Source organism: Luteolibacter yonseiensis (assembly GCF_016595465.1).
Lineage (GTDB): Bacteria > Verrucomicrobiota > Verrucomicrobiia > Verrucomicrobiales > Akkermansiaceae > Luteolibacter > Luteolibacter yonseiensis.
This window is the reverse complement of record NZ_JAENIK010000004.1, coordinates 537,770-562,054: the sequence shown is the minus strand read 5'-3', so window position 1 is coordinate 562,054 and position 24,285 is coordinate 537,770. Positions and strand designations below refer to the sequence as shown.

The following is a 24,285-nucleotide window of genomic DNA, read 5'->3' as shown; positions in this document are numbered from 1 at the left end:
ATTCAACGTTCCGCCGGTACGGGCAGGACGCCTGGACCGGCCGTCCGGATTGCCATGCCCGATGGCTTGTATAACTCGGCGAAGACCATCGTCCCGCTGGCTGTCTGCAGGGTGCTGACGACGATGACATCCGCCGTGGAACCAATCTTGGAGACCGCATGGTTCACCACGATCATCGCCCCATCGGGCAGGTAGCCCACGGCCTGGTGGTCTTCCTTGCCCGTCCGGACGAGGGCCAGCCGGATCCGCTCGCCTACGGCGACAGCGGGCTTCAAAGCGTCATCAAGCTCGTGGATGTTCAACACGTCCACCCCTTGGATTTTTGCGATTTTCGCCAGGTTCTCATCCACGGTCATCAGGCGCGCGCCGAGCAGGCGGGTGGTTTCGATCAGGTGGGTGTTCAGCGTGTCCGATTCCCCGCTGACCAGCGTGTCATGGATGGACACGTTGATGTCCGTGGCCTTCTGCATCAGTTCCAGACTGTCCAAACCGCGTTGGGCGCGCTGCCGTTCGCCATTGGTGCCCGCCGCGACACGCGCCTGCAGGTCATCCAGCACGAAGCGTGGCACGATCAACCGGCCGTGGAGAAATCCCGAGCGGAAGATCGCCAGCACCCGTCCGTCCGTCACGGCCTCCGCGTCCAGCACCACCGGCTGGCCGGTGGACGAATCCTGGCGGAACCTCACATAGGGAATGATGAATGCGAAGTCGTCGCGATTGCTCCGCAACGCCAGCACCGCACCGAGGAAACCGAGGCTCGCGAACAACGTGACATTGATGGTCAGGCGGAGCACATCGAGCTCCACCCCGGCGACGCCGCCTTCATCCTGCAACCGGTTCCGGAACGCCAGCTCCAGCAGTCCCGTGATTTCCACCCGCGTGAGCAGCCACGCGCAGAACAAGCCCACCCCCAGTCCGAAGCTCGCCGTCGAGAATCCCCGCAGCGTGAAGCTTTTCATCAACGACTCGATCCAGATGAAAAACGCCGCGACTCCGAGCCCGCCGAGCAAACCGGTGCCGATGGAGATGTCCATCAGCCCCTTCGTGCTGAGGGCGATGGCCACACCCGCCGCCTCACATACTAACAGGTAGATGAGGCGGGCGACGTTGACGGACGGATGGGAAGCCATGGGAAGAACTTAAGAAATACCTTTTTCCGTTCCTCCTGTTTCAGCAAGGCCAAACGGTGTCACCCCTGCTCGTCCGCCGTCAGCTTGATGTCGGTCAGGGCGGCGATGAAATCTCCCAGAATCTCGGCCGGTACCATGATGGTGTCGCGGTTGCCTCCCACGTCTTCGGTGATCTTCACCACCATGCCGCGCGAGTTCTGTTTCAGGTCCAGGTAAAATGTTTTCCGGTCCGCGAGAATTTTTTCCGTGTGTAGTAAATCAGCGTCCAATTCGTCCTCCCGTGTTAATTTAACTAAAACGTAGAATCCAGTGCACACAGTGGAAGTCAATTGAATTTCTTGACCCCGGAACGCGCGCGCTGTGCGATGCGGGCCATTTTTCCATGCGTGATTTCCTTCCAACCCACCGCCCCGCTTTGGTGCTCGCGCCGATGCAGGACGTGACGGATCTGCCCTTCATGCGGATCATCGCACGGCGGGGCGCGCCGGACTGGTTCGTGACCGAGTACTTCCGGGTGCACCCGGATTCCCATCTGAACCGCTACATCCTGCGTTCGATCACCGAGAATGAAACAGGCAGGCCGGTGTTCGCCCAGATGATCGGCAAGGATCTGCCCAGCCTCATCCGCACCGCACATGAACTGGCGGAATATCCCATCGCCGGCATCGACCTGAATCTCGGCTGCCCCGCGCCCATCGTCTGCCGCAAGGATGCGGGAGGAGGGCTCCTGCGGACCCCTGAAACAGTGAACCGGCTCATCGGTTCGCTGCGCGAGGCCATACCGGGGAAATTCACCGTCAAGACACGTGTCGGCTACACCACGCCGGAGGAGTTTCCCCAGCTGTTGGAAATCTTCCGCAGCCACGCCATCGACGGTCTCACCATCCATGGCCGCACCGTTACGGAACGTTACCAGACCCCCGTCCATCCGGACCGCGTGCGCACGGCGGTGGAGATGATGCCATGCCCCGTCATCGCGAACGGGAATGTGGTGGATGTGGAAACGGGTCTTTCCTATCTCGGACAAACCGCCGCCGCGGGCCTCATGGTCGGGCGTGGGGCGATCCGGAATCCATGGATCTTCACACAACTGGCGTCCGCCTTCGAAGGCAAGCCAGCACCCGCGCCCAGCTATCGCGATCTATGGGAATATGTGTTGGAACTCTATGATGAAATCGGTCGTGAAACCGAGAAGTTCAACGCGATGGCCCACGTGCAGCGGATGAAGAAAACCCTGTCCTATATCAGCCACGGATTGGAGGGGGAATTCGAGCATGACATGCGGCGGATGAAGACGCCGGAGGATTTCCAGGAGATTTGCAAACGCCACCTCGATCACGACACCCCGCTCCCCGCCAAACCGCCGGTGGATTCGAAGCTGTTCTGCGGATTCGAGGCGCTGGTGGACGCGAGGGCGGAGTTGCCCGCCAAATGAATGAACTTACGGTAAGCCCGCGCCAGAGCCTGTGGCATGTTTTTGCTTCCCGCTAGCGTACTTCAATCCAATGCACCTGCCTCAGCAGTTCCCACTGCAGGATCACACCCGGCACGATGAATGAAATGGCGAATGAGACCGGCAGCAGCGCCATGACACAGAAGGTCGAGGCCAGGCTCCAGTGGCGGCTTTTCCTGGTGAACCATGATTTTAAAAATCGATGTATCACGACCGTGGCCAACAAAAACGCGCCAACTCCCGGTCCCCATGTGCCGGCGTCCCAGGAGATGGCAGGGAGGTTCTCGCCGAGGAAATAATAGAAGCCGCAAACAAACTCCAGGAACAGGAGATCATAGCCACCGTAGGGAGAGAAAACATACAGTAAGTTTGCCGTCACGAACAGACCCACCAGGATCAGGACAATGGTTCCGATGAACCGGATCGCTTTCCAGAAAAGTTTCATCGTGCTTCCGGCTGTCGGGGTTGACGCGTTTCCAGTCCCCGCAGGATGGCCCCCAGTTGTTCCTGAGGCACGATTGTCACGTTGCCGTCCGAATATCCAACGACAATCCTACCGTCGTTTGGAATCACAGGAGAAACGATCAGCGGTTCGATTTTTTTCGGTATGGCACCACCCGGATGGAGAAGAACGAAAGGCTCGGGAACACTGTCCCACCGATTCCGGAACCACGCAATTGGCGAGGTTCCACGAAATTCCGCCTCGGATTCATTCTCAAGTTCACGCAGTGAATTCGGGAGCCGGCCTTTGGTCTCTCCGAATTCATCGATGGAATATGCCAACTGGCGGGCATTGTTCATCGCGACGACGATGTTGGTTTTTCTGCTGCGGTCTTCAATCACGGGAGAGCCTGCCAGCCATGCGATCTGATGCGCCACTCCGCTCAGGGCGATGGCGGCGGCGCAGCCCGACAACAGCAGCAACAGGGACGCGATGGTGTCCTTCGCACGCCAGATGATTGATGTTTCTTTAGCAACAAGCGTATTCCGGACGAAGCGGTGGAGCAGGATCCCGGCGAGACAAAGACAGCAGGCGGGCAGGAGAATCGAACGCGCGCCGGTTGACAGCGCGGGCGAGACTTCATGGGCATGCGACAACCAGCCCAATGTGATGTGAAACGGGATTTCGATGATGAAGCGGTTGCGGACGGCCGCCAGAAGGAAGAGGAACGACACAACCAACAATCCCACGACCATCCAGGCGATCCGGAGCAGCCGTCGTCCGGGAGATGCGTTTCCATCCACGGTCGTTTTTTCGTTCACCGTTTCAATTGCTCGTTGAGCTGGGTTTTCAAGGTTCCTTCCGGCCGGTCCTCGATGCTGCCGTCCGCGAGCAACACGAATCTCCGCGCACCTGCGGAGGAGGGTTCATAGATCAGGACGTCCCGTCCCACGCCGGGTTTCACATCCGGCATCAGGCAGTAGAGTCCGCCACCTTGGAAACTCCAGAGGGCGGGATCGATGTCCTTCACGAACGGGCTTGCCGGAGCGTTGCCCTCGTGGCTTTTGGCATAACTCCAGATGACGCTTTGAATTTCACGCAGCGCTTCCCTGCGGGCTTCCTTGTCGGGCAGGGCGGGGCCGCCCTCACGCATACGGTAGCCTGTTCCCTGTTTTTCCCATGCTCCCGGTGTGAGCAGTTCACGGGCACCGGAGATCATGGTGAGCACCACGTAGAACAACAGTCCGGTGATGAACACCACGCCGAGAGCCTGGAGATATTTCAGCCGGGGCAGGGAGGTGAAGGTTTTGGCGAGCTGGTTCCAAATGAGTTTCACCACCCAGGCGATCACCAGATACGTGAAGAGAAAAAACGAAAGCGCGTCGATGCGCGCGCGGGCCACGTCGGTGAGTGTGACCACGGTCATCCCGGCGGCGGCGTGGCTGACGGCGGCGAGCCAGACGATGGCGACGAGGCCGGTGGCGGAGGGTTTCATGGACTGTTTATGATGGTTGTCAGACACATTCGGTTTTGGCAAGATCCCGAAGTCCGGGTTTGAGTCCAAACCGGACGGCAGCCTTGGCCAAATCGATGAATGAAGAGCAATCAGCGGAACAGTTCCCGGTAAACCCGGTTTATTCCTGGCTACGTGTGATCCTTTGGCTGATTCCCACAAGTTTTTTCCTTTTTGGCGGGATCGTGGCGGTTGTGGGGCGACGCCTTGGGTTGGACCCGGCCATCGCAGACCTTCTCGGTTATTCTGTGATCGGGTTGTTCCTCGTCGGTGCCGGATGGAGCGACTTCAAACTGGCAGGCGCGGAATGGAAGCAATCTTTCAACTTGGTCGGTTGGATTGCTTTCTATATTTTTTGCCAGGTGATCCTGGTAATGATTCTTTGTCTGGTTCTGGCCGGCAGCGGGTTTTTGGACTGAATCGGGTTCCTGGCCATGCCTGTCCAACCGCCGGCGATGCCGAAGCTGTGGTTCGTCGCGGCACCCACGGTCTATCTCACGACTTCAGTACCGACGCCACCGTCGGTGAAGATTTCCAGCAGGAGAGCGTGGGGCAGGCGGCCATCGACGAAGTGGACCTTGCGGACTCCGGCGTTCAGCGCGTCCACGGCGCTGCGGATTTTCGGAATCATGCCGCCGGAGATGGTGCCATCGGTGATCATGGCGTCCGCTTCTTTGCGGGTGACGGATTTGATGAGCGTGCTTGGGTCCTTGGGATCGGAGAGCAGGCCGGGGACGTCGGAAAGGTAGACGAGCTTCGCGACGCGGAGCTCCTTCGCCAGCGCGGCGGCGGCGAGATCGGCGTTGATGTTCAGAGGGCGGCCGGTGGCGAGCTCGGCGGCGAGGGGTGAAATGACGGGGACGATGCCGGCGTGGTGCGCGGCGTCCATGTGGGCCATCTGACAGCCCACGACCTCGCCGACGCGGCCGATGTCGACGCGCCTGCCCTCGCTGTCGGTGCCCTTGATCTTCTCCCCGAGGAAAACGTCGTTGCCGGGGATGCCGACGGCTTTGCCGCCGAAGTTTCGGATCATGCGGACCAGGCCGGGGTTGATTTCCTCGGAAAGAACGCGGGAGACGATGTCGATGGCCTCATCCGTGGTGACGCGGAAGCCCCCCACGAATTTCGCTTCGAGCCCCGCCGCCTCCATCGCGGCTGAGATCGCTTTGCCTCCGCCGTGGACGACGATGGGATTGATGCCGGCGACCTCGAGGAAAACGATGTCGCGCATGACCTTCGCGACGAGATCGGGATCTTCCATCGCGGAGCCACCCATTTTGATGAGGAATGTTTTCCCCCTGAACGCTTGCAGGTAGGGAAGTGCTTCGATGAGGGAATCGGCTTTTTCGGTGGGATCCATGGCAGGTTCGGGGTCAGGATTTTTCGGACAATGTTTCAGAGTTGCGGGATTCTCCGGAAGGCACCTGTGGAGATTCCATGGTGCCAGGCGGCGTGGATTTCACCCCGATCACCAGAGAGACCAGGGTGGCTCCAAGCACTGCGGCGAGCATGGCCGGTCCCGGCAGCCACGTGGACGCCATGCCGAGCGCGATCCATTGGGCGATGAGAATGAAGGCGGCGAGCACGATGAAGGTGACGGTGCGTGTGAAATTTCCCGCGCCGCAGAGAGCGGTGAGAAAGAGAACCACGACACCCAGGATTCCCAGTTCCCAATTCTGTGGTAGTCTGGGAAATGCGGTGCTGGGCGCGAGGCCGTTCTCGGAGGCGATGGCGGCGATGGTGGTGGAAAGCTGGCGGGAAAAAGCCCGTGTGGCCGGCTCGGCGGCGGTGCGGTCGTCCCGGAGGATGACGGGGTCCGGCGCGTTCTTCGGAAAAAGATCATCACCTCCATTGATGAGGGCCTCGGCGGAAATCTCGGCGATGGCGGAAAGCTGGCGGCCCGGCGTGGCAAGGCGGCCATAGCGGTCGATGGGAACGACCGGGCCTTGCGGGCTCAGCCTGATGACTTCTCCTGGGCGGATTTCCATGCCTTCCACGGGCAGATCAAGCCGCTGGAGCATGGTGAGCAGCGGAAATGCGAAGACCACCCGGTCTTCCCAGCGGGCGAGAAGCGGCAGATTGGTCGAGGATTCCTCGGATTCGAGCACCGAGAAGCCCGCGGTCGGCTTGTTCCGGCCAAGCGCCACATTGGGCAGGGGAATGCGGTTGACCTTGGGAATGTCCGAGCCATCTCCGGCGATGGAGGCAAACGGCACGGACGCGCGGCGGAAGGCGGGAGGGATCGGTTCGGCGACGGCACCCCGTGACAGCGGGGCGGCGAGCACGAGGGAATCAAAGCCCTCCATGGATTTCTCGAAGGCGATGAAGGCGATCGGGTCCGGGTTTTCCCATGCGAGTACGGCGGCGTTCGCCGCTTTTTTCGCCCCGAGACGTTGGAAATTGCTGAAAATGACCGCGAAGTCGATGGGCGCGGGCGGGTTGGATTGGAAGAAGTTCTCCAAGTCATCGCCGAGCGACACGATGACCGGGGCCTCCCGTGGATCCGGCCGGGATTCGGAGGAAAAGGTTCGTAATTTCCAAGGGGCCGCGTGGGTCCCGCCGCCATCGACGAACAAGGGAGGATTTGCAAATCCCCTGACGACCGAGGTGAAGGCGACGCGGTCGGCTTGGGTGCCGGGGACGGATTTCCAGACGCCGAATGCCGCTGCCGAGGAGGCGAGCAGAACGCAAAGACGGCGCTGGAGCGAACCGGTCACGGATTCTTTTTACGGATCGCCGAGAGGACAGGTGCCAGCGGTGCTTCCAAAGCGGTTCCCGCCGTGACTTCACCCAGCAGGCGGGCGGCGGTGGCGATGTGGGGGCGATACCAGTCATCGCCACGGTTTTTCACGATATTGCCATAAGCACCAAGGGCTTGCATGAGCCGCTGGGCGGCGCATTCGTGGAAGAGCTTTTCCAACGGCCTCTCGTCGGCGATGTCTTCCCAGAGTGTGAGGAGCTGTTCGCGTTCCTCGGCGGTGTGGTCGAGGTAAGGGTCGAAAATCAGCGAGGCGAGGTCGTATTCCTGACGGCCGCGGCGCAAGCCTTGGAAGTCGATGAGCCAGACCTTGTCGTCCTTGATCATCAGGTTCTGCGACTGGAAATCGCGGTGCACCAGGTGGCGGGCGACGGTGCCGAGGCGTTCGGCCAGTTCGTTGAAAACGGGATTTTTTTTCAAGCCGTCGGCCACTCCGTAGAGATCGAGGAACTCCTCGACCATGAATTCAAAGAAATACTCCTGCTCCCAACGGTAGAGCGAGGCATCGAAAGGGGGCATGAGGTGGAAATCCTTCGCCGGCTTCGCGTAAAACAGCTTGTCCACCTGCTCGAAGGCCGAGCGGTAATACGGCAGCCGCTCCTCGAACGGGCGATCCTTCAACGACAGCAAGTCCTTGTCGCCCAGGTCCTCGACCAGCGCGACGCGGTACCTGGCCCGCTCATGGATGATCTCCGGAACGCGCAGTTTCGCCTGTTTCAGGAACTGTGCGACGGGGATGAACTGGGAATTGTCCTCACGCTCCTCCGTCCAGTGGATTCCGATGAACGGCTCGCGGCTGGCGGTTTTCACCCGCACGATCGTCCGGCCCGAGGCGCCGCGCTTGATCGGCTCCAGGGTGATGGGCACGGCCGGGTCCACACCAAGGAACTGGCGCGTGGTGGAGAGGATCGCTTCGGTTGGCATGGGCGCGGGAAACTAGAGTGAAAAAGGGTGATTCTCCAAGGGAAATCCGGTGGGTTCACTCATCGTGGTAGAACCAAAGCAACACCAGCAGGCCCGTGCACAGGCCGCAAAGCATCCAAAAATTGTAAATCACGAACGGGATGAGCATCAATCCCGCGCCGATCACCTGTGGTTGCCAGAGACGGAGTTTTTTCCCATAGCCGAACGCTCCGAGACCGACCGCGCCGAAAAGGGTCCCGGCGATGAGGGTGGAGATGAAGTTGCTCATGGATCAGGGCGCTTTTTCAAAGGATCGGGAAACAATAACGGGATCGGATCACCGGAATAACGCCGCCGGGGGGAAAGTCTGTCTTTCGGCGTCCCATTTCATATTCCGGAAGCTCGGCCCCGTTTTCAGGATTGTCGGCGGTCATGATTTTCAGTTGCCTCACGACATGACAAAAAACCTGGGTCTGTCGGTTCTGTGCGCTTGTGCGCTGGTGTCTCCGCTCCATGCCGCTCCGCCGGTCAATGAGGAGGTGGCGAAGAGCATCCGCTCCTTCATCGAAGCGAAGGAAATCGCCGGAGCGGTCACGCTCGTGGCCGACGGGGAAAAGATCCTCCATCTCTCGGCGGACGGATTCTCCGACATCGATTCGAAAAAGCCGATGGCGGAGGACTCGGTTTTCTGGATCGCGTCCATGAGCAAGCCTGTCACCGCCACCGCCGTGATGATGATGCAGGACGAGGGAAAACTCTCGGTGGATGATCCGGTCTCGAAATATCTGCCGGAGTTCAGCGGCGACAAATCCGGCATCACCATCAAGCAGTGCCTCACCCACAGCAGCGGCCTGAGCGATCTGTCAGGCGAGGAGGTGAAGGGCGTCACCACGCTCAAGGATCTGGTCCCCCTCTTCACCGCCAAGCCCCTGCAGTTCGCTCCGGACAGCAAGTGGTCGTATTGCCAGACTGGAATCAACACCGCCGCCCGGGTGGTGGAGGTGGTTTCGGGGAAATCCTTTCCGGAATTTCTCCAGGAGCGGTTGTTCGATCCGCTCGGCATGAAGGACACGAGTTTCTATCCCGGTGAGGAAACCAGTTCGCGCCTCGCGTCCGCCTACAAGCGGACGGAAGCCGGGGAGCTCGAAAAGGCTCCGCTGTTTTTCCTCGGCGGCAGCCCGCCTTGGGTGAAAAACCGCTATCCCATGGCGAATGGCGGCCTCTTCTCCACCGCCGGAGACTACGCCAAATTCGCACAAATGATCCTCAACGGGGGAGAATCAGGCGGGAAACGTTACGTGAAATCCGAGACCGTGAAACAAATGACCACGGTGCAAAGCGGGGATCTCGCCACCGGATTCACTCCCGGAAACGGTTGGGGTCTGGGCTGGTGCGTCGTGCGCGAGCCCCAGGGCATCACCGCCGCGCTCTCGTCCGGCACCTTCGGCCACGGCGGACTCTTCGGCACCCAGGCATGGATCGATCCGGTGAAGAAGCGAATCTACCTGTTGCTGATCCAACGGGCGAATTTCACCAATCAAGGCGGTTCGGATGGCTCGGACATCCGCCGGGATTTCCAGAACGCCGCTGCCAAATAAAGCCGCAGGTTTCCGACAGACCCCATGAAATTGCTCCTCATCGGCCACGGTTATCTGGGCCAGGCCATCACCCGCGAATTCCGCGCGGGGGGCTGGGAGGTCACGGCCGTTTCTCTCTCTGGTGGAGGCGGTTCGCTTGCCTGTGATGTCGGCAGTCCGGAGGATGTGAAAAGACTGCCACCTGCCGATTTCATCGTCCATTGCGCCGCCTCGGGCCGTGGCGGTGAGGAGGCCTACCGGCATGTCTATGTGGAGGGGTGCCGGAATTTGACCGACGCATTCCCCGGCACGCCGCTGCTTTTCACCTCCAGCACTTCGGTTTACGCACAGGTGGACGGCTCGGTCGTCACCGAGGAAAGCGAGGCGTCACCGGACCGCGGAACCGGAAGATTATTGCTGGAGGCCGAGGCCGTCATCCTCGCCGCCGGTGGCATCGTCACCCGGCTTTCGGGCATCTACGGACCGGACCGCAGCGTCATTTTACGGAAATTCCTCAGTGGCGAGGCGATGATCGAGGAGGACGGGGGCCGTTTCCTCAACCAAATCCATCGTGACGACGCGGCGCGTGCCATCTTCCATCTCGCGGGCGCGGAAAGCCGGAGAGGGATTTTCAACCTCAGCGATTCCACGCCTCTCACCCAGCTCGAATGTTATACCGGACTAGGGCGGATCTTTTCCAAGCCATTGCCACCCAGTGGTCCGAGGGATCTCAACCGCAAGCGCGGCTGGACCCACAAACAGGTCGGCAATGCCAGGCTGCGTGCCACGGGGTGGCAGCCGCTTTTCCCGTCATTTCTCGACGCCGCTCCCACGCTTTTCCCGGTCAAGCCTCCACTGTAACCTTTTTAGGGGACAGGTTTGGTGAATAACTCCCGCTTTATTCGCAGTAGATCATCAGCTCATCGCTATGAAACCCATCTTCCGAATCAGCATCGCCGCTCTTGCCGTGTCCTACCCTGTCCAGGCATTCGGACAGTTGTTGGACATCAAAAAGGGCGACCACATCGCCATCGTCGGCAGTGGCCTGGCGGACCGTCAACAGCACCAGGCGGCGTTCGAGGCGCTCATCCACCGCGCTTATCCGGATGCGGATCTCATAGTGCGGAACCTTGGATTCGCGGCGGATGAGATCAATGTCCACCCGCGTTCCAAGGACGTGCCTTCCACGGATTGGTTTCTCGCGATGAAGACGGGCGAGACGACGGTGGAGGGAAAGCCGGATTTGAAATACCAGGCCGGCGCCGATTTCGGAGCGGACGTGATTTTCGCCTACTGGGGCTTCAACGAATCGTTCCGGGGCCCGCAGGGGCTGGACGGATTCCGCAAAAACCTGGCGGCCTATCTGGGGAAATTGAAAGCGGCGAAATACAATGGAGAGAGCGCCCCGCGCATCGTCCTCTTTTCCCCGATCGCCCACGAGGACCTGAAAAACCCGAATTTCTCCGACGGTGCGGAAAACAACCGGAACCTCGGCCTCTACACCCAGGCCATGGCGGAGGTGGCGAAGGAAAACGGGGTGCCGTTCGTGGATCTTTTCAAACCTTCACAAGAGCTGTTTGAAAAAACCGACCACCCGCTTTCCATCAATGGCATCCACCTGACGGACGAAGGCGACGCGCTGCTGGCTCCCATCCAGTTCAAGGCGGTCTTTGGCAAGGATCCGGTGCCCGGAACCGACCCGCTGGTAGCGAAAATCAAGGCGGCGGTTCTGGAAAAGAACAAGGAATGGCACCACCGCTACCGTACGGTGGACCAGTATAACATCTTCGGCGACCGTGGCCTCATCGCCTACGAGGGTGTCACGAACAACACGATCCTCAATCAGGAACTCGCCCAGCGTGATGTGAAAACCGCCAACCGGGACAAGCTCGTCTGGGCCGTGGCCAGGGGGGGGACGCTGCAGGTCGCTGATGATAATCTCCCGCCCGTCAGCTCCACCCCGACCAACAGGCCGGAAAAAGTTCCCTACGACGATCCCCAGGAGGTCATCAAGCACCTCAAGCTTCCCGCGAACTGCAAGGTGGAGTTCATCGCTTCCGAGAAGGAATTTCCCGAGCTGGTGAACCCGGTGCAGATGAGCTTCGACACCAAGGGCCGCCTTTGGATCGCCGCATGGCCAGCCTATCCGGAAACCTCTCCGACCACCAAGGTGTTCGACAAGCTGCTTGTTTTCGACCTCGACCCGAAGACCGGAAAAGTCGCGAAGATGACCACCTTCGCCGATGGCCTGAACTGCCCCACCGGCTTCCAGTTTTACAAGGACGGCATCATCATGATCCAGTCCCCGGACCTGATCTACCTGCGCGACACCGACGGTGATGGCAAGGCGGACACCCGCGAGCGTCTGCTCCACGGACTCGATGCCGCGGACTCGCACCATGAAACGAACTCGATCTGTTACGAGCCCGGTGGCGCGATGTATCTGAGCGACGGCATCTTCCACCGCAGCAATGTGGAAACCTTCAACGGGCCTATCCGGAACACGGACGGGGCGATCTACCGCTACGAGCCGGTTACCGGGAAATTCGACCGCCACGCTCCCTACGGATTCGCGAATCCCCATGGCCGTGTCTTCGACTACTGGGGAAACGACCTCATCACCGACGCGACCGGGAACGACAACTACTTCGGCCCCGCGATGAGCGGTCATCTTGATTCGGGTGCCCACGCGCGCATGAAGACATTCTGGGACCGTCCTTCCCGCCCGTGCCCCGGCACGGCCATTCTGACAAGCCGCCATTTCCCGGACGACTGGCAGGGGCTTTTCCTCAATACCAACGTCATCAGCATCCAGGGGATTTTCCGTGCGAAAATCACCGAGGAGGGCTCGGGCCTCAAGGGCGAGACACTGGAGCATCTCATTTCCTCTGACATCGAGAAGGTGCCGAATTTCCGCCCCTCCGGCATCACGGTGGCGCCGGACGGCTCGCTCTATTTCATGGACTGGTCGCAGATGCTCATCGGACACCTGCAACACCACCTCCGCGATCCGAACCGGGACCACCAGCACGGCCGCCTCTATCGCATCACCTATCAGGGGCGTCCGCTGATGGTGCCGAAGAAAATCGACGGCCAGCCGGTACCCGCGCTGCTGGACCTGCTGAAGGAGCCGGAAAACGACGTCCGCCTGCGCGCGAAGATCGAGCTTGGAAAACACGACGCCAGACAGGTCGCCGATGCCGCCGTCGCATGGGTGAAGACGCTCGATGCCAAGGCCCCCACCTACGAGCACGACCTGCTGGAAGCGCTCTGGGTCCACCAGTGGCACAACATCGTGAATATCGACCTGCTCAAGCGGGTCCTCAAATCTCCCGAACCACGTGCCCGCGCCCAGGGTGTCCGCGTGCTCGGCTACTGGCGTGACCGCGTGCCGGATGCGCTGGCTTCGCTGAAAACCGCCGCCGAAGATGAATCGCCGCGCGTCCGCCTCGAGGCCGTCCGTGTCGCCAGCTTTTTCCGCGAGACCGCCGCGGCGGATGTGGCCCTCGCCATTCTCAAGAAACCGACCGACTACTACCTCGACTATTGTTTCAAGGAAACCATGCGCCAGCTCAAGCCCTGGTGGCAGAACGCCATCGCCGAGGGCAAGGACATCGCATCGGACAACCCGGCCGGTATCAGTTTTCTGCTGGATTCCGTCCCCAGCGGCGACCTGCCGAAGCTGCCGAAATCCGCGGCCACGCTCACGGCGATGCTGACCCGCCCGGACGTGGAACTTCCACAAAGGACCCAGGCCCTGGCGGAACTCGCGGCGCTTAAAAAAGCCTCCAGCGCGCAGACACTTGCCAATATCCTTGCCAGCCAGGCGCGTCAGGACGACGCCGGCACCGTGGCACTCTGCAAGCTGCTCCTTCAGCAATCTCCGGCGGATCTGAAAAGCATCCGTGGCCCGTTGGACGAACTCGCGGCCACGGGCAGCGCTGTTTCCAGCAGTGCGGCTGCGGCGGCCATCGTGGCGGACGGTTCGCTGGAGCCCGCGTGGAAGGCCGCACGCAAGTCGCCGGAAGCCCTCACCGCGTTTCTGACCGCCCTGCCGCTGGTGCCGGATGCCAAGCTCCGCGCCGCCGCATTCGCACCCGTCGGCAAACTTCTCACGGAACTCCCCCCTGAACTGAATGCCGCGGTGAAGAACCAGAAAGGAGTCTCAGGCCGCTACATCCGTATCGCCCTGCCACGCACGGGCACCCTCTCCATCGCTGAAGTCCAGGTGATGAGCGGCGGGAAAAACATCGCCTCCGCAGGTAAGGCCAGCCAGATCAACACCGGCTTCGACGGGGACGCGGGCCGAGCCATTGATGGGAAAACCACCGGTGTTTATGGTGAGGATTCCACCACCCACACCCGCGAGAACATCGAGAATCCCTGGTGGGAGCTCGACCTCGGCTCCGAACAACCCGTCGAATCCATCTCCATCTGGAACCGCACCGACGAGGAGTTCTGGACCCGCATGGACGGCTTCGATCTCACGGTGTTCGATGGCAAACACGGCGAGATTTTCAAAAAAGGCTCTGTCGCCGCGACCAAGGATGTGAACCAGATCGCCCTCCAGCGCGACGCGCTCGGCACCATCCGCCGCGCGGCCATCCGGGCGCTTGCCAGTGTGGGCAATGAAAAATCCGTCTTCACCGCGATGACCAACCTCGTCGGGAAGGGTGATGAGGTCGTCACGGCCGCCCATACCATTTCCGTGCTTCCGGCGGAGGCCTGGAGCAAGGAGCAGGCCGCCATCGCCGTGAAGGGGTTGGTCACCTGGGCGAACGGAATCCCCACCGAAGGCCGCACCGCGGCAACCTACACTGCCACGGTCCAGGTGGCGAACCGGCTCATCGGACTTCTTTCCCCCGCTGAAGCGGAAGCCGCCGGAAAGTCGCTTGGCAGCCTGAGTGTGAAGGTCATCACCCTCAAGACCGTGCCCGAGCAGCTCCGTTACGATACCGCCCGTCTGGTGGTGGAGGCGGGCAAGCCCTTCGAGGTGATCTTTGAAAACCCGGACGCCATGCCGCACAACCTCGTCTTCGTCCAACCAGGGACGTTGCAGGAGGTCGCCACCGCCGTGCAGGCCCAGGCCCCCGACAAGCTCGACAGCAAGGGCCGCGCCTACGTGCCGGACAACGACCCGCGTGTGCTCGCGGCCACGAAACTCGTCGAAGCCGGGAAATCCGAAACCCTCGCCATGACAGCGCCCGCCGCCGAAGGTGCCTACCAATACGTCTGCACCTTCCCCGGCCACTGGGCGATCATGAAGGGTGAGCTCATCGTCACCAAAGACGTGGCGGCGTATTTGAAGGCGCACCCGGAGAAATAGGCTCTGTCACCGTTGCATCCGTCCGAGCGTTAACAAGATGTTCCAGACAGCGAAACACCCTTTCCCGGATTCCACGGGAAGGAGGTGTTCCACCAAGTCTTTCGTCACGACGGCGAGGGCATCGAAATCAACTTTTCTTTTTGTCCCGATACATGGGGATGAAATTCTGTCCATTTCATCAATCGCGATTCGTACACCATCGTCATAACCCGGGGTCATGATCTCCTCGGTCCCGATGACTGTCGCCATTTCGCCACAGTCCGATACCGAATAGAGCACCGGATTTACAAAATTTGCCGGAAAATCAGCTTGTAACCAATCTGGTGAATCCTCCCAAAAACCCGTCCTTGATGTGGGCAACCCGTGTTTGGCGGCCCGCCAACGGATCCGACCGATGATGAAATCCGGAGAGTGTCCATGCATGGGGGCTATTTATCGGGAAAATTCCGATTGCACACCATTTACCATCAGGACCTGGCCCACAGCTTGGCTTTGACCTCGGGCGGGTTTCCGTCTATTTCCGGCGCTTTCCCATGAACGAGCAAATCGAAGCCATCCAAACTGAAGCGCTTGCGCAAATTTCCGCCGCGGCGGACGAACGTTCGCTCGACGACGCGCGCGTGGCCGTGCTCGGCAAAAAAGGCACCCTCACCCTCGTCGCCGCAGGCATCAAGGATGTGCCGAAGGAAGACAAGGCCGCCGTCGGCCAGCTTCTCAACGCCGCCCGTACCGCCATCACCGCCGCGCTTGAAGAAAAGCAGGTCGCCCTCCGTGAGATCGCGGACCGCGCCGCGCTCGCCGGCATCGACGTCACGCTGCCCGCCCGTTCCCAGCATGTCGGATCGCTTCACCCGCTCACCATCATCCGTGACGAGGCCATCCGCATCCTCCGCCGCATGGGCTTCGCGCTCGCGGAAGGACCTGAAATCGAGGACGAGTTCCATTGCTTCGACGCGCTGAACACGCCTGCCGACCACCCGGCGAGGAACGAGAAGGACACGTTCTATTTCGACTCCGGAAAACTCCTCCGCACCCACACCTCCAGCGTGCAGGTCCGCACGATGGAATCACAGGCGCCGCCGATCCGCATCATCGCACCCGGTTCCGCCTACCGTCGTGACGAGATCGATGCGACGCACCTCTCCGTCTTCAACCAGCTCGAAGGCCTCTACGTCGGCACGGATGTCTCGCTGCCCGATCTCAAAGGCACGTTGGAATATTTCCTCCGCGAGCTCTTCGGCACCAACACCGAAGTCCGCTTCCGCCCGCACTTCTTCCCCTTCACCGAGCCGAGTTTTGAAATCGACGTGAAGCTCACCGTGAAAGGCCAGGCTCCCAAGTGGATCGAGATCGCCGGTTGCGGCATGGTGGATCCCGCCGTCTTCGAAGCCATCAACAAGTCCCGCAAGGACAACGCCTTCGACCCCGAAAAAGTCACCGGCTTCGCCTTCGGCATGGGCCTCGACCGCCTCGCCATGATCCGCTGGGGTATCAAGGACATCCGTCTGCTCATCGAAAACGACGCGCGTTTCCTCAAGCAGTTCGCATGACATGGATCGTGGATTGTAGATGGAAGATCGTAGATGAAAGACTATGGATGCGACATCGTTCGGCTACAAAAAGCTTCGGATCTGGGAACAATCCCGTGAACTAGTGATTGAAATTCACCGCATGACTCTCACCGCATTGCCCAAGTTCGAAATGTATGAAGAAGGATCGCAGATCCGCCGCAGCGTGAAATCGATCAAATCCAACATCGTCGAAGGTTACGGCCGCCGCCGTTACAAAGCGGAATATATCCGTTTTTTGGATTTTTCCTATGCCTCCGCGCTGGAAACCATCGACCATCTCGAAACACTCCGCGAAACGGAATCATTGAGCGACCTCGATCTCTTCGCATCCTTGCACGAACGTCTCACTCAGCTCTCCAAATCCATTTATCTCTTCACACGTGGTGTGGAAACCCACCATAACGAGGATCGCTGATCATCCTCTTTCATCCACGATCTACAATCCAAGATCCCCAATCCTTCTTCCCATGAACGTCTCACTCAACTGGCTCGCCACGCACCTCGATCTCTCCGGCAAATCCATCAAGGAAATCGACGATCTCTTCACCTTTGCGGGCGTCGAGGTCGAAGGCATTGTTTCCAAAGGCATCGCTTCGGAGAAAATCGTCGTCGCGCAGATCATGGAAGCCGTCCAGCATCCCCATGCGGATCGTTTGAAAGTAACGCAGGTGAACTGCGGCGAGGCCACGCTCCGCCAGATCGTCTGCGGCGCCCAGAATTACAAGGTGGGCGACAAGGTGCCCTGCGCGCTCCCCGGCACCGTGTTGCCGAACGGCTTCACCATCGGCGAGGCGGTCATGCGGAAGGTGGAGTCGAAGGGCATGCTCTGCTCGGCTGAGGAAATCGGCCTGCCTGCGGGGGTGGACGGCCTGCTCATCCTGCCGGAGGATTCGGAAATCGGCAAACCGGTGAAACAGCTTTTCGATTCCGACACCCTGCTGGAACTGGAAGTCACACCGAACCGTCCGGACCTTCTCAGCCATCGCGGCATGGCCCGCGAACTCGCGACGCTGCTCAAGACGCCTTTGCTCCCGTTGGAAATTCCTTCCCGTGAAACGACTGCGGCGAAAGACATCCGCATCGACTCTCCGGAAGCCTGCCCGCTCTATACCGCGGTCAGGATTTCCGGCGTTACCGTCAAGGAATCGCCGGATTGGTTGAAGCAACGGCTCGAATCCATCGGCCTGCGTCCCATCAACAACATCGTGGACGTCACCAACTACGTTCTCCACGAACTCGGCCAACCCCTGCACGCCTTCGATGCCGCGAAACTCACGGGTTCCATCATCGTCCGCAACGCCGCCGAGGGCGAGAATTTCCTCGCGCTGGATGATTCCAAGCACCTGCTGACCACCGACGATCTCCTCATCTCCGACGAATCCGGCGCGGCGCTCGCCCTCGCCGGAGTCATGGGTGGTGCGGAAAGCGGAGTGACGGAAACCACCACGGACATCCTGCTGGAGTCGGCGTATTTCACTCCGCAAGGCATCCGCCGCACCTCGCGCCGCACGGCGCTTTCCTCGGATTCCTCGTATCGCTTCGAACGCGGTGTCGATCCGGCGGGTGTCGTGAGCGCGTCCGCATTCGCCGTCAAACTCATCCTTGAAGTTGCGGGCGGCACCGCCGAAGCCGCGACCCAGCTCGCGGGCGAGGCACCCGTGCTTGTCCGCTCCGTCACGCTGGATGCCAAGAAACTCGACCAGCTCATGGGCGGCTCCATCGCCCTCCCGGATGCGGAGGAGATCCTCACCCGCCTCGGTCTGACCAAGCTCGCCGACGGCACCTGGGATGTCCCGTCGTTCCGTGCCGACCTCCAGCGCCACATCGACCTCGTCGAGGAAATCGCCCGCGTCCACGGCCTCGACAACGTGCCGTCCCGTTTCCAGGGAACCTTCGTTCCCGCCAGCGCGGTGGATGCCGCCTATGATGCGGACATGGTCCTGCGCCGTCGCCTCGCCGCGCTCGGCCTGCACGAGTGCCAGACCATCAAGCTCATTTCCGACGCACAGGTTTCCGACATCCTGCCGCTGCGCCCGCTGCAGGATGGCGACGTCATCCGCGTGAAGCTCCCGCTCAGCGAGGATCACGCCGTCATGCGCCCCAGCATCGTTCCCGGCCTCATCTCCTCCGCCGCGAGAAACGTCCGCCAGCAGGCGAAATCCCTGCGCTTCTTCGAGATGGGCCGTGTCTTCCGCAACGCTGGCGGCGGCAAGGCGAAGGACCAGGAAAGCGAAACCCTCGCCCTGCTCCTTTCGGGTTCCGCACAACCCACCGGCTGGTCGCAGGCCGACCGCACGGCGGATCTCTACGACCTGAAAGCCATCCTCTCCGCGCTGCTCGGTGACCGCAGGATCACCTTCGCGCCGAAAGAGCGCTCCGGCTTCGTGCTTGCCAGCGACATCAAGGTGGACGACCAGAACATCGGCGTCTTCGCCCGTCTCACGCCCGCCCGCGAACGCGAGCTGGATTTCACCACGCCCGTCTTCGTCGCGGAACTCGACCTTGGAAAACTCCGCAAACTCCTCAACGGCATCAGCCACGTCGAGGATCTCCCGCAGTTCCCCGGCTCCTCCCGTGACGCGGCGATGGAACTCCCGCTCACCACGCCGAACTCACAGATCGAGGCCGTCATCGCCAAGATCGCCGAGCCGCTGCTCATCTCCAGCGAGTGCTTCGACGTCTTCACCGACGCCACCGGCCAGAAGATCTCCGCCGACAGCAAGTCCGTGGCCTATCGCTTCCACTACCGCGAGGGCACCCGCACCCTCAAGGCCGAGGAAATCGACACCGCCCACCAGAAGGTGCTTGAAGCGCTGACGAAGGGGCTCGGGGTGAAGTTCCGATAAGGTTGTCCAAGACGTGTGAAATGATGGGGGCGGGCGGTCATGTGTCGCCCGCCAATATCAAAACGCGCGTTCGCTCCGCATCGGTCAAAAGATAAAGAAAGTCGCCCGGCATATGCGCGGAATGGATCTCAAGTCCGTTCCATGTCTTTGGTTGCGGCCATTCCTTTGGCAAAGTGATTCCACCAATGGGAACCTGATAGAGTGTTCCCATATCCGGATCGAGCAGCGGAATGTGAACAGGTAGCAGGAGCCCCCCGCAACGTGGGAATATCAAGCTTTGAACGCGATGGCATCGTTTGTTCCGGTGGTGAACCTCCGTGCGCTCTGCAGGGTGTTTTTAAAAGCTGGGTGGGAAGAGGCGTGGGGAGCCGCCTTCATGTGAAGACGGTATCATTCGGGGGCCATGCGGCAGAAGCCGGGAATCATTTCGCAGAAACCGGGTATAGCATGGTGTGTCTAGGTATTGCCAAAACGGGCGGAGCTTCCTACTCATCAAGGCGATGAAATTGAGAACCGGGGGAATGTTGGGAATTTTGCTGCTGTCTCCACTGCAAACGCGTGCCGACGAAGGCATGTGGTTGTTCAACCGTCCGCCAATCAAGCAGGTGGAGAAAAAGTATGGATTCCGCATCGAACAGGCGTGGCTGGATCATCTGCAGAAATCATCAGTGCGTTTCAATACCGGAGGATCGGGATCGTTCATTTCCAAAAACGGGCTTCTTCTGACCAACCACCACGTGGGCGCGGGCATCATCAATTCACTGAGCACGGCGGGGAAGAACCTGATGGAGGATGGATTCCTGGCACGGGACCAGTCCCAGGAGCTGCCATGCAACGACCTCGAGTTGAACGTGCTCATGTCCATCCGCGACGTGACGGCGGAGGTTGAGGCGGTGGTGACGGACAAGATGAGCACGGAAGAAGCCGTGGCGGCGCGGCGGGCGATCATTGCGAAACTGCAGGAAGTGCCATCTGATGAAACCGCCACGAAGCGGCGGGATGTGGTGACTCTCTATCAGGGCGGGGCCTATCACTTGTATGAATACCGGCGTTATTCGGACGTGCGGCTGGTCTTCGCTCCGGAGCGTCGGCTTGGCGCGTTCGGTGGCGATCCGGACAATTTCGAGTTTCCCCGCTACTGCCTGGATTGTTGTTTTTTCCGCGCCTATGAAAACGGGAAGCCTGCGGTGGTGGAAAACTATCTCAAGTGGAACAGGAACGGCGCACGGGATGGAGAATTGGTTTTCGTCTCCGGCCACCCGGGCACGACGAACCGCGAGCTGACCCAGGCGCAGGTGGAACGCATGCGGGACAACGGTTTGCCTTACTATCTGGAGAGATCGAACCGCAAGGAGGTATTGCTCTCCGCATGGAGTGAGAAGGACAAGGAGAACAAGCGTCGAGCGCTTGGCGCGTTGGTCGGCACGCAGAACGGGCGGAAGGCGAGAACCGCCTCGTTGCACGGACTGCTGGATCCGAAGTTCATGGAAACACGGGGCAGCGCGGAGAATGAATTCCGCGAGTCGTTGAAATCCGACAAATCCACCGCAGAGGTGGATGAGGCTTTTGCGACCATTGAAAAAGAGATCAATAAGGACGATGCCTCGCGCCTGCGGTTCGCCCTGTTGGGGAGGGACGCTTTCGACAGCACGCTTTTCGGCATCGCGCGGACATTGGTGCAGGCGGCGGACGAGTCGCTGAAGCCGGACGCGGAGCGGCTTGCGGGGTTCAACGAGGCACGTCGCAAGATTCTCGAACTCGGACTGTTTTCGGACGATCCGGTTTACAAGGATTTCGAGATCCTGCGGTTGGCGGATTCGCTGGCCTTTCTTTGCAACAAGCTCGGCAGCGATGACCCGACGGTGAAGGCGGTGCTTGGCGGCCTCTCGCCGGCAAGGCGGGCCGAGCAACTCGTGAACGGCACCGCTTTGGAAGACATCGCCAGGCGCAAGGCCCTGTATGAAGGCGGCAAGGCGGCGGTGGATGCCTCCGCGGATCCGATGATCCTGCTGGCCAGAATGGTGGACGGGGAAATCCGCCGGTTGCGCAAGATGGAGGAGGCGTCGGACGAGGTCGTCAAGCAAGCTCATGCGAAGATCGCGAAGGCGCGGTTCGCCCTTGCGGGAGAATCACGTTATCCGGACGCGACGTTTTCCCTGCGCCTTTCCGTCGGACGGGTCACGGGCATCCCGAGCCAAAAGGTTCCGTTTCACACGACGTATGACGGTCTTTTCGCGAGATCGGCGGACCAGGATGGCAAGCCGCCCTTCGACCTGCCGGAGAGCTGGAAGGAAAAACGTGGTGCCATCGGCAAGGATGTGGCGATGAATTTCATCAGCACGAACGACATCACCGGCGGGAATTCCGGCAGCCCCATCGTCGATAGGAATGGCGAACTGGTGGGGGTGATCTTCGACGGCAACTTCGACAGCCTCGTGAACAACGTGGCATACGATGAAAAGACCGCGCGCGCCGTATCGGTGGACTCGGCGGGAATCTGGGAAGCGTTGGACAAGGTCTATGGCGCGGAGAATCTGCTGGATGAACTGAATGCGGAATGAGGTCGCCGGATTCCGCATGCTGAAATCCGCTTGCCAACCGGTCGCGGATTTCCAGCATGCGGATCGTGAAGAAAAGGATTTTCATTGTTGCGGGTGTGGCACTTGTGGGCGTCTGCCTGTGGCTGGGCACGCGGGGAGGCGATGTCGAACGGTCCCACCGGGATGAGGGCAATACGTCCCGTCACTCGGGATCGGTGGATTCATCAGACGCCCATGGCACTGCGGCGGTTCTGAAAACCAAGTCTGCCATCCGCGATACCGGTAAGCCCCGTTCCACGCACGGCCCCGAGCGGCTGAAGGAGTTTTATCTGCCCGTGGTGGACATCAATGGACTGACCCTGCGGGAAGCCCTTGCCAAACTGATGGCCGCCTATGAGGACGCATGTGCGAAAGCTGGCGAGGTGCCCATCCCCTTGACTTTCGATGTGCCGCCCACAGCCACGAAAAAACTGCGACTCAGGCTCTCTCCGGGAAACTTCAGTTCATCCGTCCGGTTCCTCGCCACCTATGCCGGAATGAAGGTGAACCGTGACAAGACGGTGTATCGGTTCGAGCCTTTTGCGGATGAACGCGGTGAGGTGAAACGCAGCGTTTCCTTACCGCCGGATTTCGCAACGCGCCTGAGTGAACAGACCAGCCTCTCTTCTGGATCGGAATCCGATTCTCCGATTGGTGAGGGTGAAGGCTCCCCGAGGAAAGCGGTTCCTGTCAGAATGACCATCGCTGAAATCCTCAAGGCGTCCGGATTGGAACTCGACCCATCGACACGGCTGTCTGTCAAACCATCAGGAGAACTGATACTGGAGACACCGAGCGGAGCGGATGCGGCGGCGATTTCCGCGCTTGAGGACTCGCTCAAAAATGATGTTCCGATCCAGAACAAGTTCACTACAAAAGTTCTCCACATCCCGGCCGATCTCGACTGGGCCGCTCCGGACACCTCGCAGATGACCGACTCGGAAATCCAGTTGTTCATGAGGCAGATGTCCCAGAAGAAAGGAGTGGATCTGCTGACATTGCCAGAGGTCACAGCCCGGGGCAATCAGGACGCCAGTATAGAGAATGTGAGGGAGTTGATCTATCCGACGAATGCCGAGGGAACGGAATTTGAAAAGCAGCAGATCGGAGTCACGATGCAGATGAAGGGTGACGCGTTGGCTTTCGGCCACGATGTCGATTTCCAGTTCACCCATACCACCGGGGGATTGGACAATCCTCTTGAAAAACCGGTGATCGAAAAACACACGGTTTCAGGTGCCGGATATACCGGAGACCGTGGAGCGAGGCTGGCCGTGGAAACCCAGCCGGATGGATCCCGAGTGGTGGTGTTGCTCAGCGCGACGATGATCGACGCCACGGGACAGCCCCTGCACGGAGCGGAGTGATCCGCAGCCTGATGGCCTGGTGCCATGATTTGCTGGATCGGTCTCGGGAAAAATGACGATACTCCGCCATGGCCACGCTCACGGAATCCTTTGCCGATCTTGAAACCACCCGTGGGAAAATGCGGGTGCATCTCTTCATCCCGGACGGTGGGAAGCGATATCCCGCGGTGATTTTCTACTCGGAGATTTTCCAAGCCACCGGCCCGATACGCCGGACGGCGGCGGCGCTGGCGGGCGAGGGGTATCTGGTCGCGGTGCCGGAAGTGTATCATGAGTTCGAGCCGTTAGGCACGGTGCTCGCCTATGATACGGAAGGCACCGCACGGGGCAATGAGCTGAAGATCACCAAGGAGATTTCCTCTTATGACGAAGACACGGATGTGGCCGTCGCATTCCTGCGGGAGCATGAATCCTGCACGGGAAGGATCGCGAGCTTCGGTGTGTGCCTCGGCGGTCATCTGGCGGTGAGGGCGGGGTTGCGTCCGCATGTTTCCGCCGTTGGTGCGTTTTATCCGACGGACATCCACACCGGCACGCTCGGCTTGGGGAAATGTGATGATACGCTGGCGCGGCTGCCCGGGATGGAGGCATCGCTCCTCATCCTGTTCGGCAGGCAGGACCCGCATGTGCCCCTTGAAGGGCGGAGGTTGATCCGCCAGACTTTGGAAGACGGAGGCGTGGATTTCGAATGGCATGAGTTCAATGCCGCGCACGCCTTCCTGCGGGACGAGGGCGTCCGTTACAACCCGGCTTTGGCAAGGGTCACGATGTCGCTGCTGCTGCGTTTCCTTGCGGAGAAGATCGGCTGAGGCAAACCCCG

General features: G+C 60.4%; 22 protein-coding genes. 11 read left to right on the top strand and 11 right to left on the bottom strand.

Going from position 1 to position 24,285, the window contains the following annotated elements:
* Positions 1-2: 2 nt before the first annotated feature.
* Positions 3-1,130, bottom strand: a complete 1,128-nt coding sequence (locus tag JIN84_RS03965) for a PIN/TRAM domain-containing protein (protein WP_200349707.1) — start codon at positions 1,128-1,130, stop codon at positions 3-5.
* A 59-nt stretch (positions 1,131-1,189) separates the two neighbouring features.
* A complete protein-coding gene (locus tag JIN84_RS03960; RefSeq protein WP_200349706.1) occupies positions 1,190-1,399 on the bottom strand; it encodes an RNA-binding protein in 210 nt (69 codons plus the stop codon).
* Positions 1,400-1,512: 113 nt separating this feature from the next.
* Between JIN84_RS03960 and JIN84_RS03955 the strand changes: the two genes are divergently transcribed.
* On the top strand, positions 1,513-2,565 hold the full coding sequence (locus JIN84_RS03955) for a tRNA dihydrouridine synthase (RefSeq protein ID WP_200349705.1): 1,053 nt from the start codon (positions 1,513-1,515) through the stop codon (positions 2,563-2,565).
* 52 nt (positions 2,566-2,617) lie between these two features.
* On the opposite strand, the gene JIN84_RS03950 is transcribed toward JIN84_RS03955, so the two are convergent.
* From JIN84_RS03950 to JIN84_RS03940, 3 genes are read right to left on the bottom strand one after another with little or no spacing between them, the layout of a single operon-like run.
* The gene (locus JIN84_RS03950; RefSeq protein WP_200349704.1) at positions 2,618-3,028 is read right to left on the bottom strand and encodes a hypothetical protein; all 411 of its coding nucleotides are present in this window, start codon (positions 3,026-3,028) and stop codon (positions 2,618-2,620) included.
* A complete protein-coding gene (locus JIN84_RS03945) occupies positions 3,025-3,846 on the bottom strand; it encodes a hypothetical protein (protein ID WP_200349703.1) in 822 nt (273 codons plus the stop codon). The genes JIN84_RS03950 and JIN84_RS03945 overlap by 4 nt, the downstream gene beginning before the upstream one ends.
* Positions 3,843-4,520 carry a hypothetical protein gene (locus JIN84_RS03940; protein ID WP_200349702.1) on the bottom strand — a complete coding sequence of 226 codons (678 nt, stop codon included), beginning with the start codon at positions 4,518-4,520 and terminating at the stop codon, positions 3,843-3,845. Before JIN84_RS03940 ends, JIN84_RS03945 begins: the two co-directional genes overlap by 4 nt.
* Before the next feature lie 95 nt (positions 4,521-4,615).
* Here JIN84_RS03940 and JIN84_RS03935 point away from each other — a divergent pair, with 95 nt between their 5' ends.
* Complete coding sequence (locus tag JIN84_RS03935; protein ID WP_200349701.1) at positions 4,616-4,957, top strand: hypothetical protein; 342 nt, start codon at positions 4,616-4,618, stop codon at positions 4,955-4,957.
* Between the two features lie 71 nt (positions 4,958-5,028).
* Here JIN84_RS03935 and argB read toward each other — a convergent pair whose 3' ends face one another.
* Genes argB through JIN84_RS23190 form a run of 5 tightly spaced genes read right to left on the bottom strand, consistent with a single transcriptional unit; the run spans position 5,029 to position 8,633 of the window.
* A complete protein-coding gene (gene argB, locus JIN84_RS03930; RefSeq protein ID WP_200349700.1) occupies positions 5,029-5,898 on the bottom strand; it encodes an acetylglutamate kinase in 870 nt (289 codons plus the stop codon).
* A gap of 13 nt (positions 5,899-5,911) precedes the next feature.
* Complete coding sequence (locus JIN84_RS03925) at positions 5,912-7,255, bottom strand: hypothetical protein (RefSeq protein ID WP_200349699.1); 1,344 nt, start codon at positions 7,253-7,255, stop codon at positions 5,912-5,914.
* A complete protein-coding gene (locus JIN84_RS03920) occupies positions 7,252-8,220 on the bottom strand; it encodes a phosphotransferase (protein ID WP_200349698.1) in 969 nt (322 codons plus the stop codon). The genes JIN84_RS03925 and JIN84_RS03920 overlap by 4 nt, the downstream gene beginning before the upstream one ends.
* A gap of 55 nt (positions 8,221-8,275) precedes the next feature.
* The gene (locus tag JIN84_RS03915; RefSeq protein WP_200349697.1) at positions 8,276-8,488 is read right to left on the bottom strand and encodes a hypothetical protein; all 213 of its coding nucleotides are present in this window, start codon (positions 8,486-8,488) and stop codon (positions 8,276-8,278) included.
* A 16-nt stretch (positions 8,489-8,504) separates the two neighbouring features.
* A complete protein-coding gene (locus JIN84_RS23190) occupies positions 8,505-8,633 on the bottom strand; it encodes a hypothetical protein (RefSeq protein WP_267908156.1) in 129 nt (42 codons plus the stop codon).
* Between the two features lie 21 nt (positions 8,634-8,654).
* Here JIN84_RS23190 and JIN84_RS03910 point away from each other — a divergent pair, with 21 nt between their 5' ends.
* From JIN84_RS03910 to JIN84_RS03900, 3 genes are all read left to right on the top strand, one after another.
* Positions 8,655-9,797, top strand: a complete 1,143-nt coding sequence (locus JIN84_RS03910) for a serine hydrolase domain-containing protein (protein ID WP_200349696.1) — start codon at positions 8,655-8,657, stop codon at positions 9,795-9,797.
* A 24-nt stretch (positions 9,798-9,821) separates the two neighbouring features.
* The gene (locus tag JIN84_RS03905) at positions 9,822-10,637 is read left to right on the top strand and encodes an NAD-dependent epimerase/dehydratase family protein (protein ID WP_200349695.1); all 816 of its coding nucleotides are present in this window, start codon (positions 9,822-9,824) and stop codon (positions 10,635-10,637) included.
* A 67-nt stretch (positions 10,638-10,704) separates the two neighbouring features.
* A complete protein-coding gene (locus tag JIN84_RS03900) occupies positions 10,705-15,102 on the top strand; it encodes a DUF7133 domain-containing protein (protein WP_200349694.1) in 4,398 nt (1,465 codons plus the stop codon).
* A gap of 6 nt (positions 15,103-15,108) precedes the next feature.
* Here the strand turns inward: JIN84_RS03900 and JIN84_RS03895 are convergent, their stop codons facing one another.
* Positions 15,109-15,525 carry a hypothetical protein gene (locus JIN84_RS03895; RefSeq protein WP_200349693.1) on the bottom strand — a complete coding sequence of 139 codons (417 nt, stop codon included), beginning with the start codon at positions 15,523-15,525 and terminating at the stop codon, positions 15,109-15,111.
* A gap of 110 nt (positions 15,526-15,635) precedes the next feature.
* On the opposite strand from JIN84_RS03895, the gene pheS reads away from it, so the two are divergent.
* From pheS to JIN84_RS03865, 6 genes are all read left to right on the top strand, one after another.
* Positions 15,636-16,652: a phenylalanine--tRNA ligase subunit alpha gene (pheS, locus tag JIN84_RS03890; protein WP_200349692.1), complete on the top strand. Its 1,017-nt coding sequence runs from the start codon at positions 15,636-15,638 to the stop codon at positions 16,650-16,652.
* Positions 16,653-16,773: 121 nt separating this feature from the next.
* Positions 16,774-17,088 carry a four helix bundle protein gene (locus tag JIN84_RS03885; protein ID WP_234043173.1) on the top strand — a complete coding sequence of 105 codons (315 nt, stop codon included), beginning with the start codon at positions 16,774-16,776 and terminating at the stop codon, positions 17,086-17,088.
* A gap of 52 nt (positions 17,089-17,140) precedes the next feature.
* Positions 17,141-19,519: a phenylalanine--tRNA ligase subunit beta gene (gene pheT / locus JIN84_RS03880; protein ID WP_200349690.1), complete on the top strand. Its 2,379-nt coding sequence runs from the start codon at positions 17,141-17,143 to the stop codon at positions 19,517-19,519.
* A gap of 500 nt (positions 19,520-20,019) precedes the next feature.
* The gene (locus JIN84_RS03875; protein WP_234043172.1) at positions 20,020-22,080 is read left to right on the top strand and encodes a S46 family peptidase; all 2,061 of its coding nucleotides are present in this window, start codon (positions 20,020-20,022) and stop codon (positions 22,078-22,080) included.
* A 65-nt stretch (positions 22,081-22,145) separates the two neighbouring features.
* Positions 22,146-23,465, top strand: a complete 1,320-nt coding sequence (locus tag JIN84_RS03870) for a hypothetical protein (RefSeq protein WP_234043171.1) — start codon at positions 22,146-22,148, stop codon at positions 23,463-23,465.
* 68 nt (positions 23,466-23,533) lie between these two features.
* Positions 23,534-24,274 (top strand): dienelactone hydrolase family protein, encoded by a 741-nt coding sequence (locus JIN84_RS03865; protein ID WP_200349688.1) that lies wholly within the window; start codon positions 23,534-23,536, stop codon positions 24,272-24,274.
* Positions 24,275-24,285 lie beyond the last annotated feature (11 nt).

What these genes read in the sequence shown, in the direction of transcription:
- JIN84_RS03940 (WP_200349702.1), bottom strand. Translation starts at nt 4,520, where the DNA reads ATGAAACCCTCCGCCACCGGCCTCGTCGCCATCGTCTGGCTCGCCGCC.
- JIN84_RS03920 (WP_200349698.1), bottom strand. Translation starts at nt 8,220, where the DNA reads ATGCCAACCGAAGCGATCCTCTCCACCACGCGCCAGTTCCTTGGTGTG.
- JIN84_RS03895 (WP_200349693.1), bottom strand. Translation starts at nt 15,525, where the DNA reads ATGCATGGACACTCTCCGGATTTCATCATCGGTCGGATCCGTTGGCGG.
- pheT (WP_200349690.1), top strand. Translation starts at nt 17,141, where the DNA reads ATGAACGTCTCACTCAACTGGCTCGCCACGCACCTCGATCTCTCCGGC.
- JIN84_RS03905 (WP_200349695.1), top strand. Translation starts at nt 9,822, where the DNA reads ATGAAATTGCTCCTCATCGGCCACGGTTATCTGGGCCAGGCCATCACC.
- argB (WP_200349700.1), bottom strand. Translation starts at nt 5,898, where the DNA reads ATGGATCCCACCGAAAAAGCCGATTCCCTCATCGAAGCACTTCCCTAC.
- JIN84_RS03915 (WP_200349697.1), bottom strand. Translation starts at nt 8,488, where the DNA reads ATGAGCAACTTCATCTCCACCCTCATCGCCGGGACCCTTTTCGGCGCG.
- JIN84_RS03965 (WP_200349707.1), bottom strand. Translation starts at nt 1,130, where the DNA reads ATGGCTTCCCATCCGTCCGTCAACGTCGCCCGCCTCATCTACCTGTTA.
- JIN84_RS03950 (WP_200349704.1), bottom strand. Translation starts at nt 3,028, where the DNA reads ATGAAACTTTTCTGGAAAGCGATCCGGTTCATCGGAACCATTGTCCTG.
- pheS (WP_200349692.1), top strand. Translation starts at nt 15,636, where the DNA reads ATGAACGAGCAAATCGAAGCCATCCAAACTGAAGCGCTTGCGCAAATT.
- JIN84_RS03900 (WP_200349694.1), top strand. Translation starts at nt 10,705, where the DNA reads ATGAAACCCATCTTCCGAATCAGCATCGCCGCTCTTGCCGTGTCCTAC.
- JIN84_RS03865 (WP_200349688.1), top strand. Translation starts at nt 23,534, where the DNA reads ATGGCCACGCTCACGGAATCCTTTGCCGATCTTGAAACCACCCGTGGG.
- JIN84_RS03885 (WP_234043173.1), top strand. Translation starts at nt 16,774, where the DNA reads ATGACTCTCACCGCATTGCCCAAGTTCGAAATGTATGAAGAAGGATCG.
- JIN84_RS23190 (WP_267908156.1), bottom strand. Translation starts at nt 8,633, where the DNA reads ATGACCGCCGACAATCCTGAAAACGGGGCCGAGCTTCCGGAATATGAA.
- JIN84_RS03910 (WP_200349696.1), top strand. Translation starts at nt 8,655, where the DNA reads ATGACAAAAAACCTGGGTCTGTCGGTTCTGTGCGCTTGTGCGCTGGTG.
- JIN84_RS03955 (WP_200349705.1), top strand. Translation starts at nt 1,513, where the DNA reads ATGCGTGATTTCCTTCCAACCCACCGCCCCGCTTTGGTGCTCGCGCCG.
- JIN84_RS03935 (WP_200349701.1), top strand. Translation starts at nt 4,616, where the DNA reads ATGAATGAAGAGCAATCAGCGGAACAGTTCCCGGTAAACCCGGTTTAT.
- JIN84_RS03875 (WP_234043172.1), top strand. Translation starts at nt 20,020, where the DNA reads ATGAAATTGAGAACCGGGGGAATGTTGGGAATTTTGCTGCTGTCTCCA.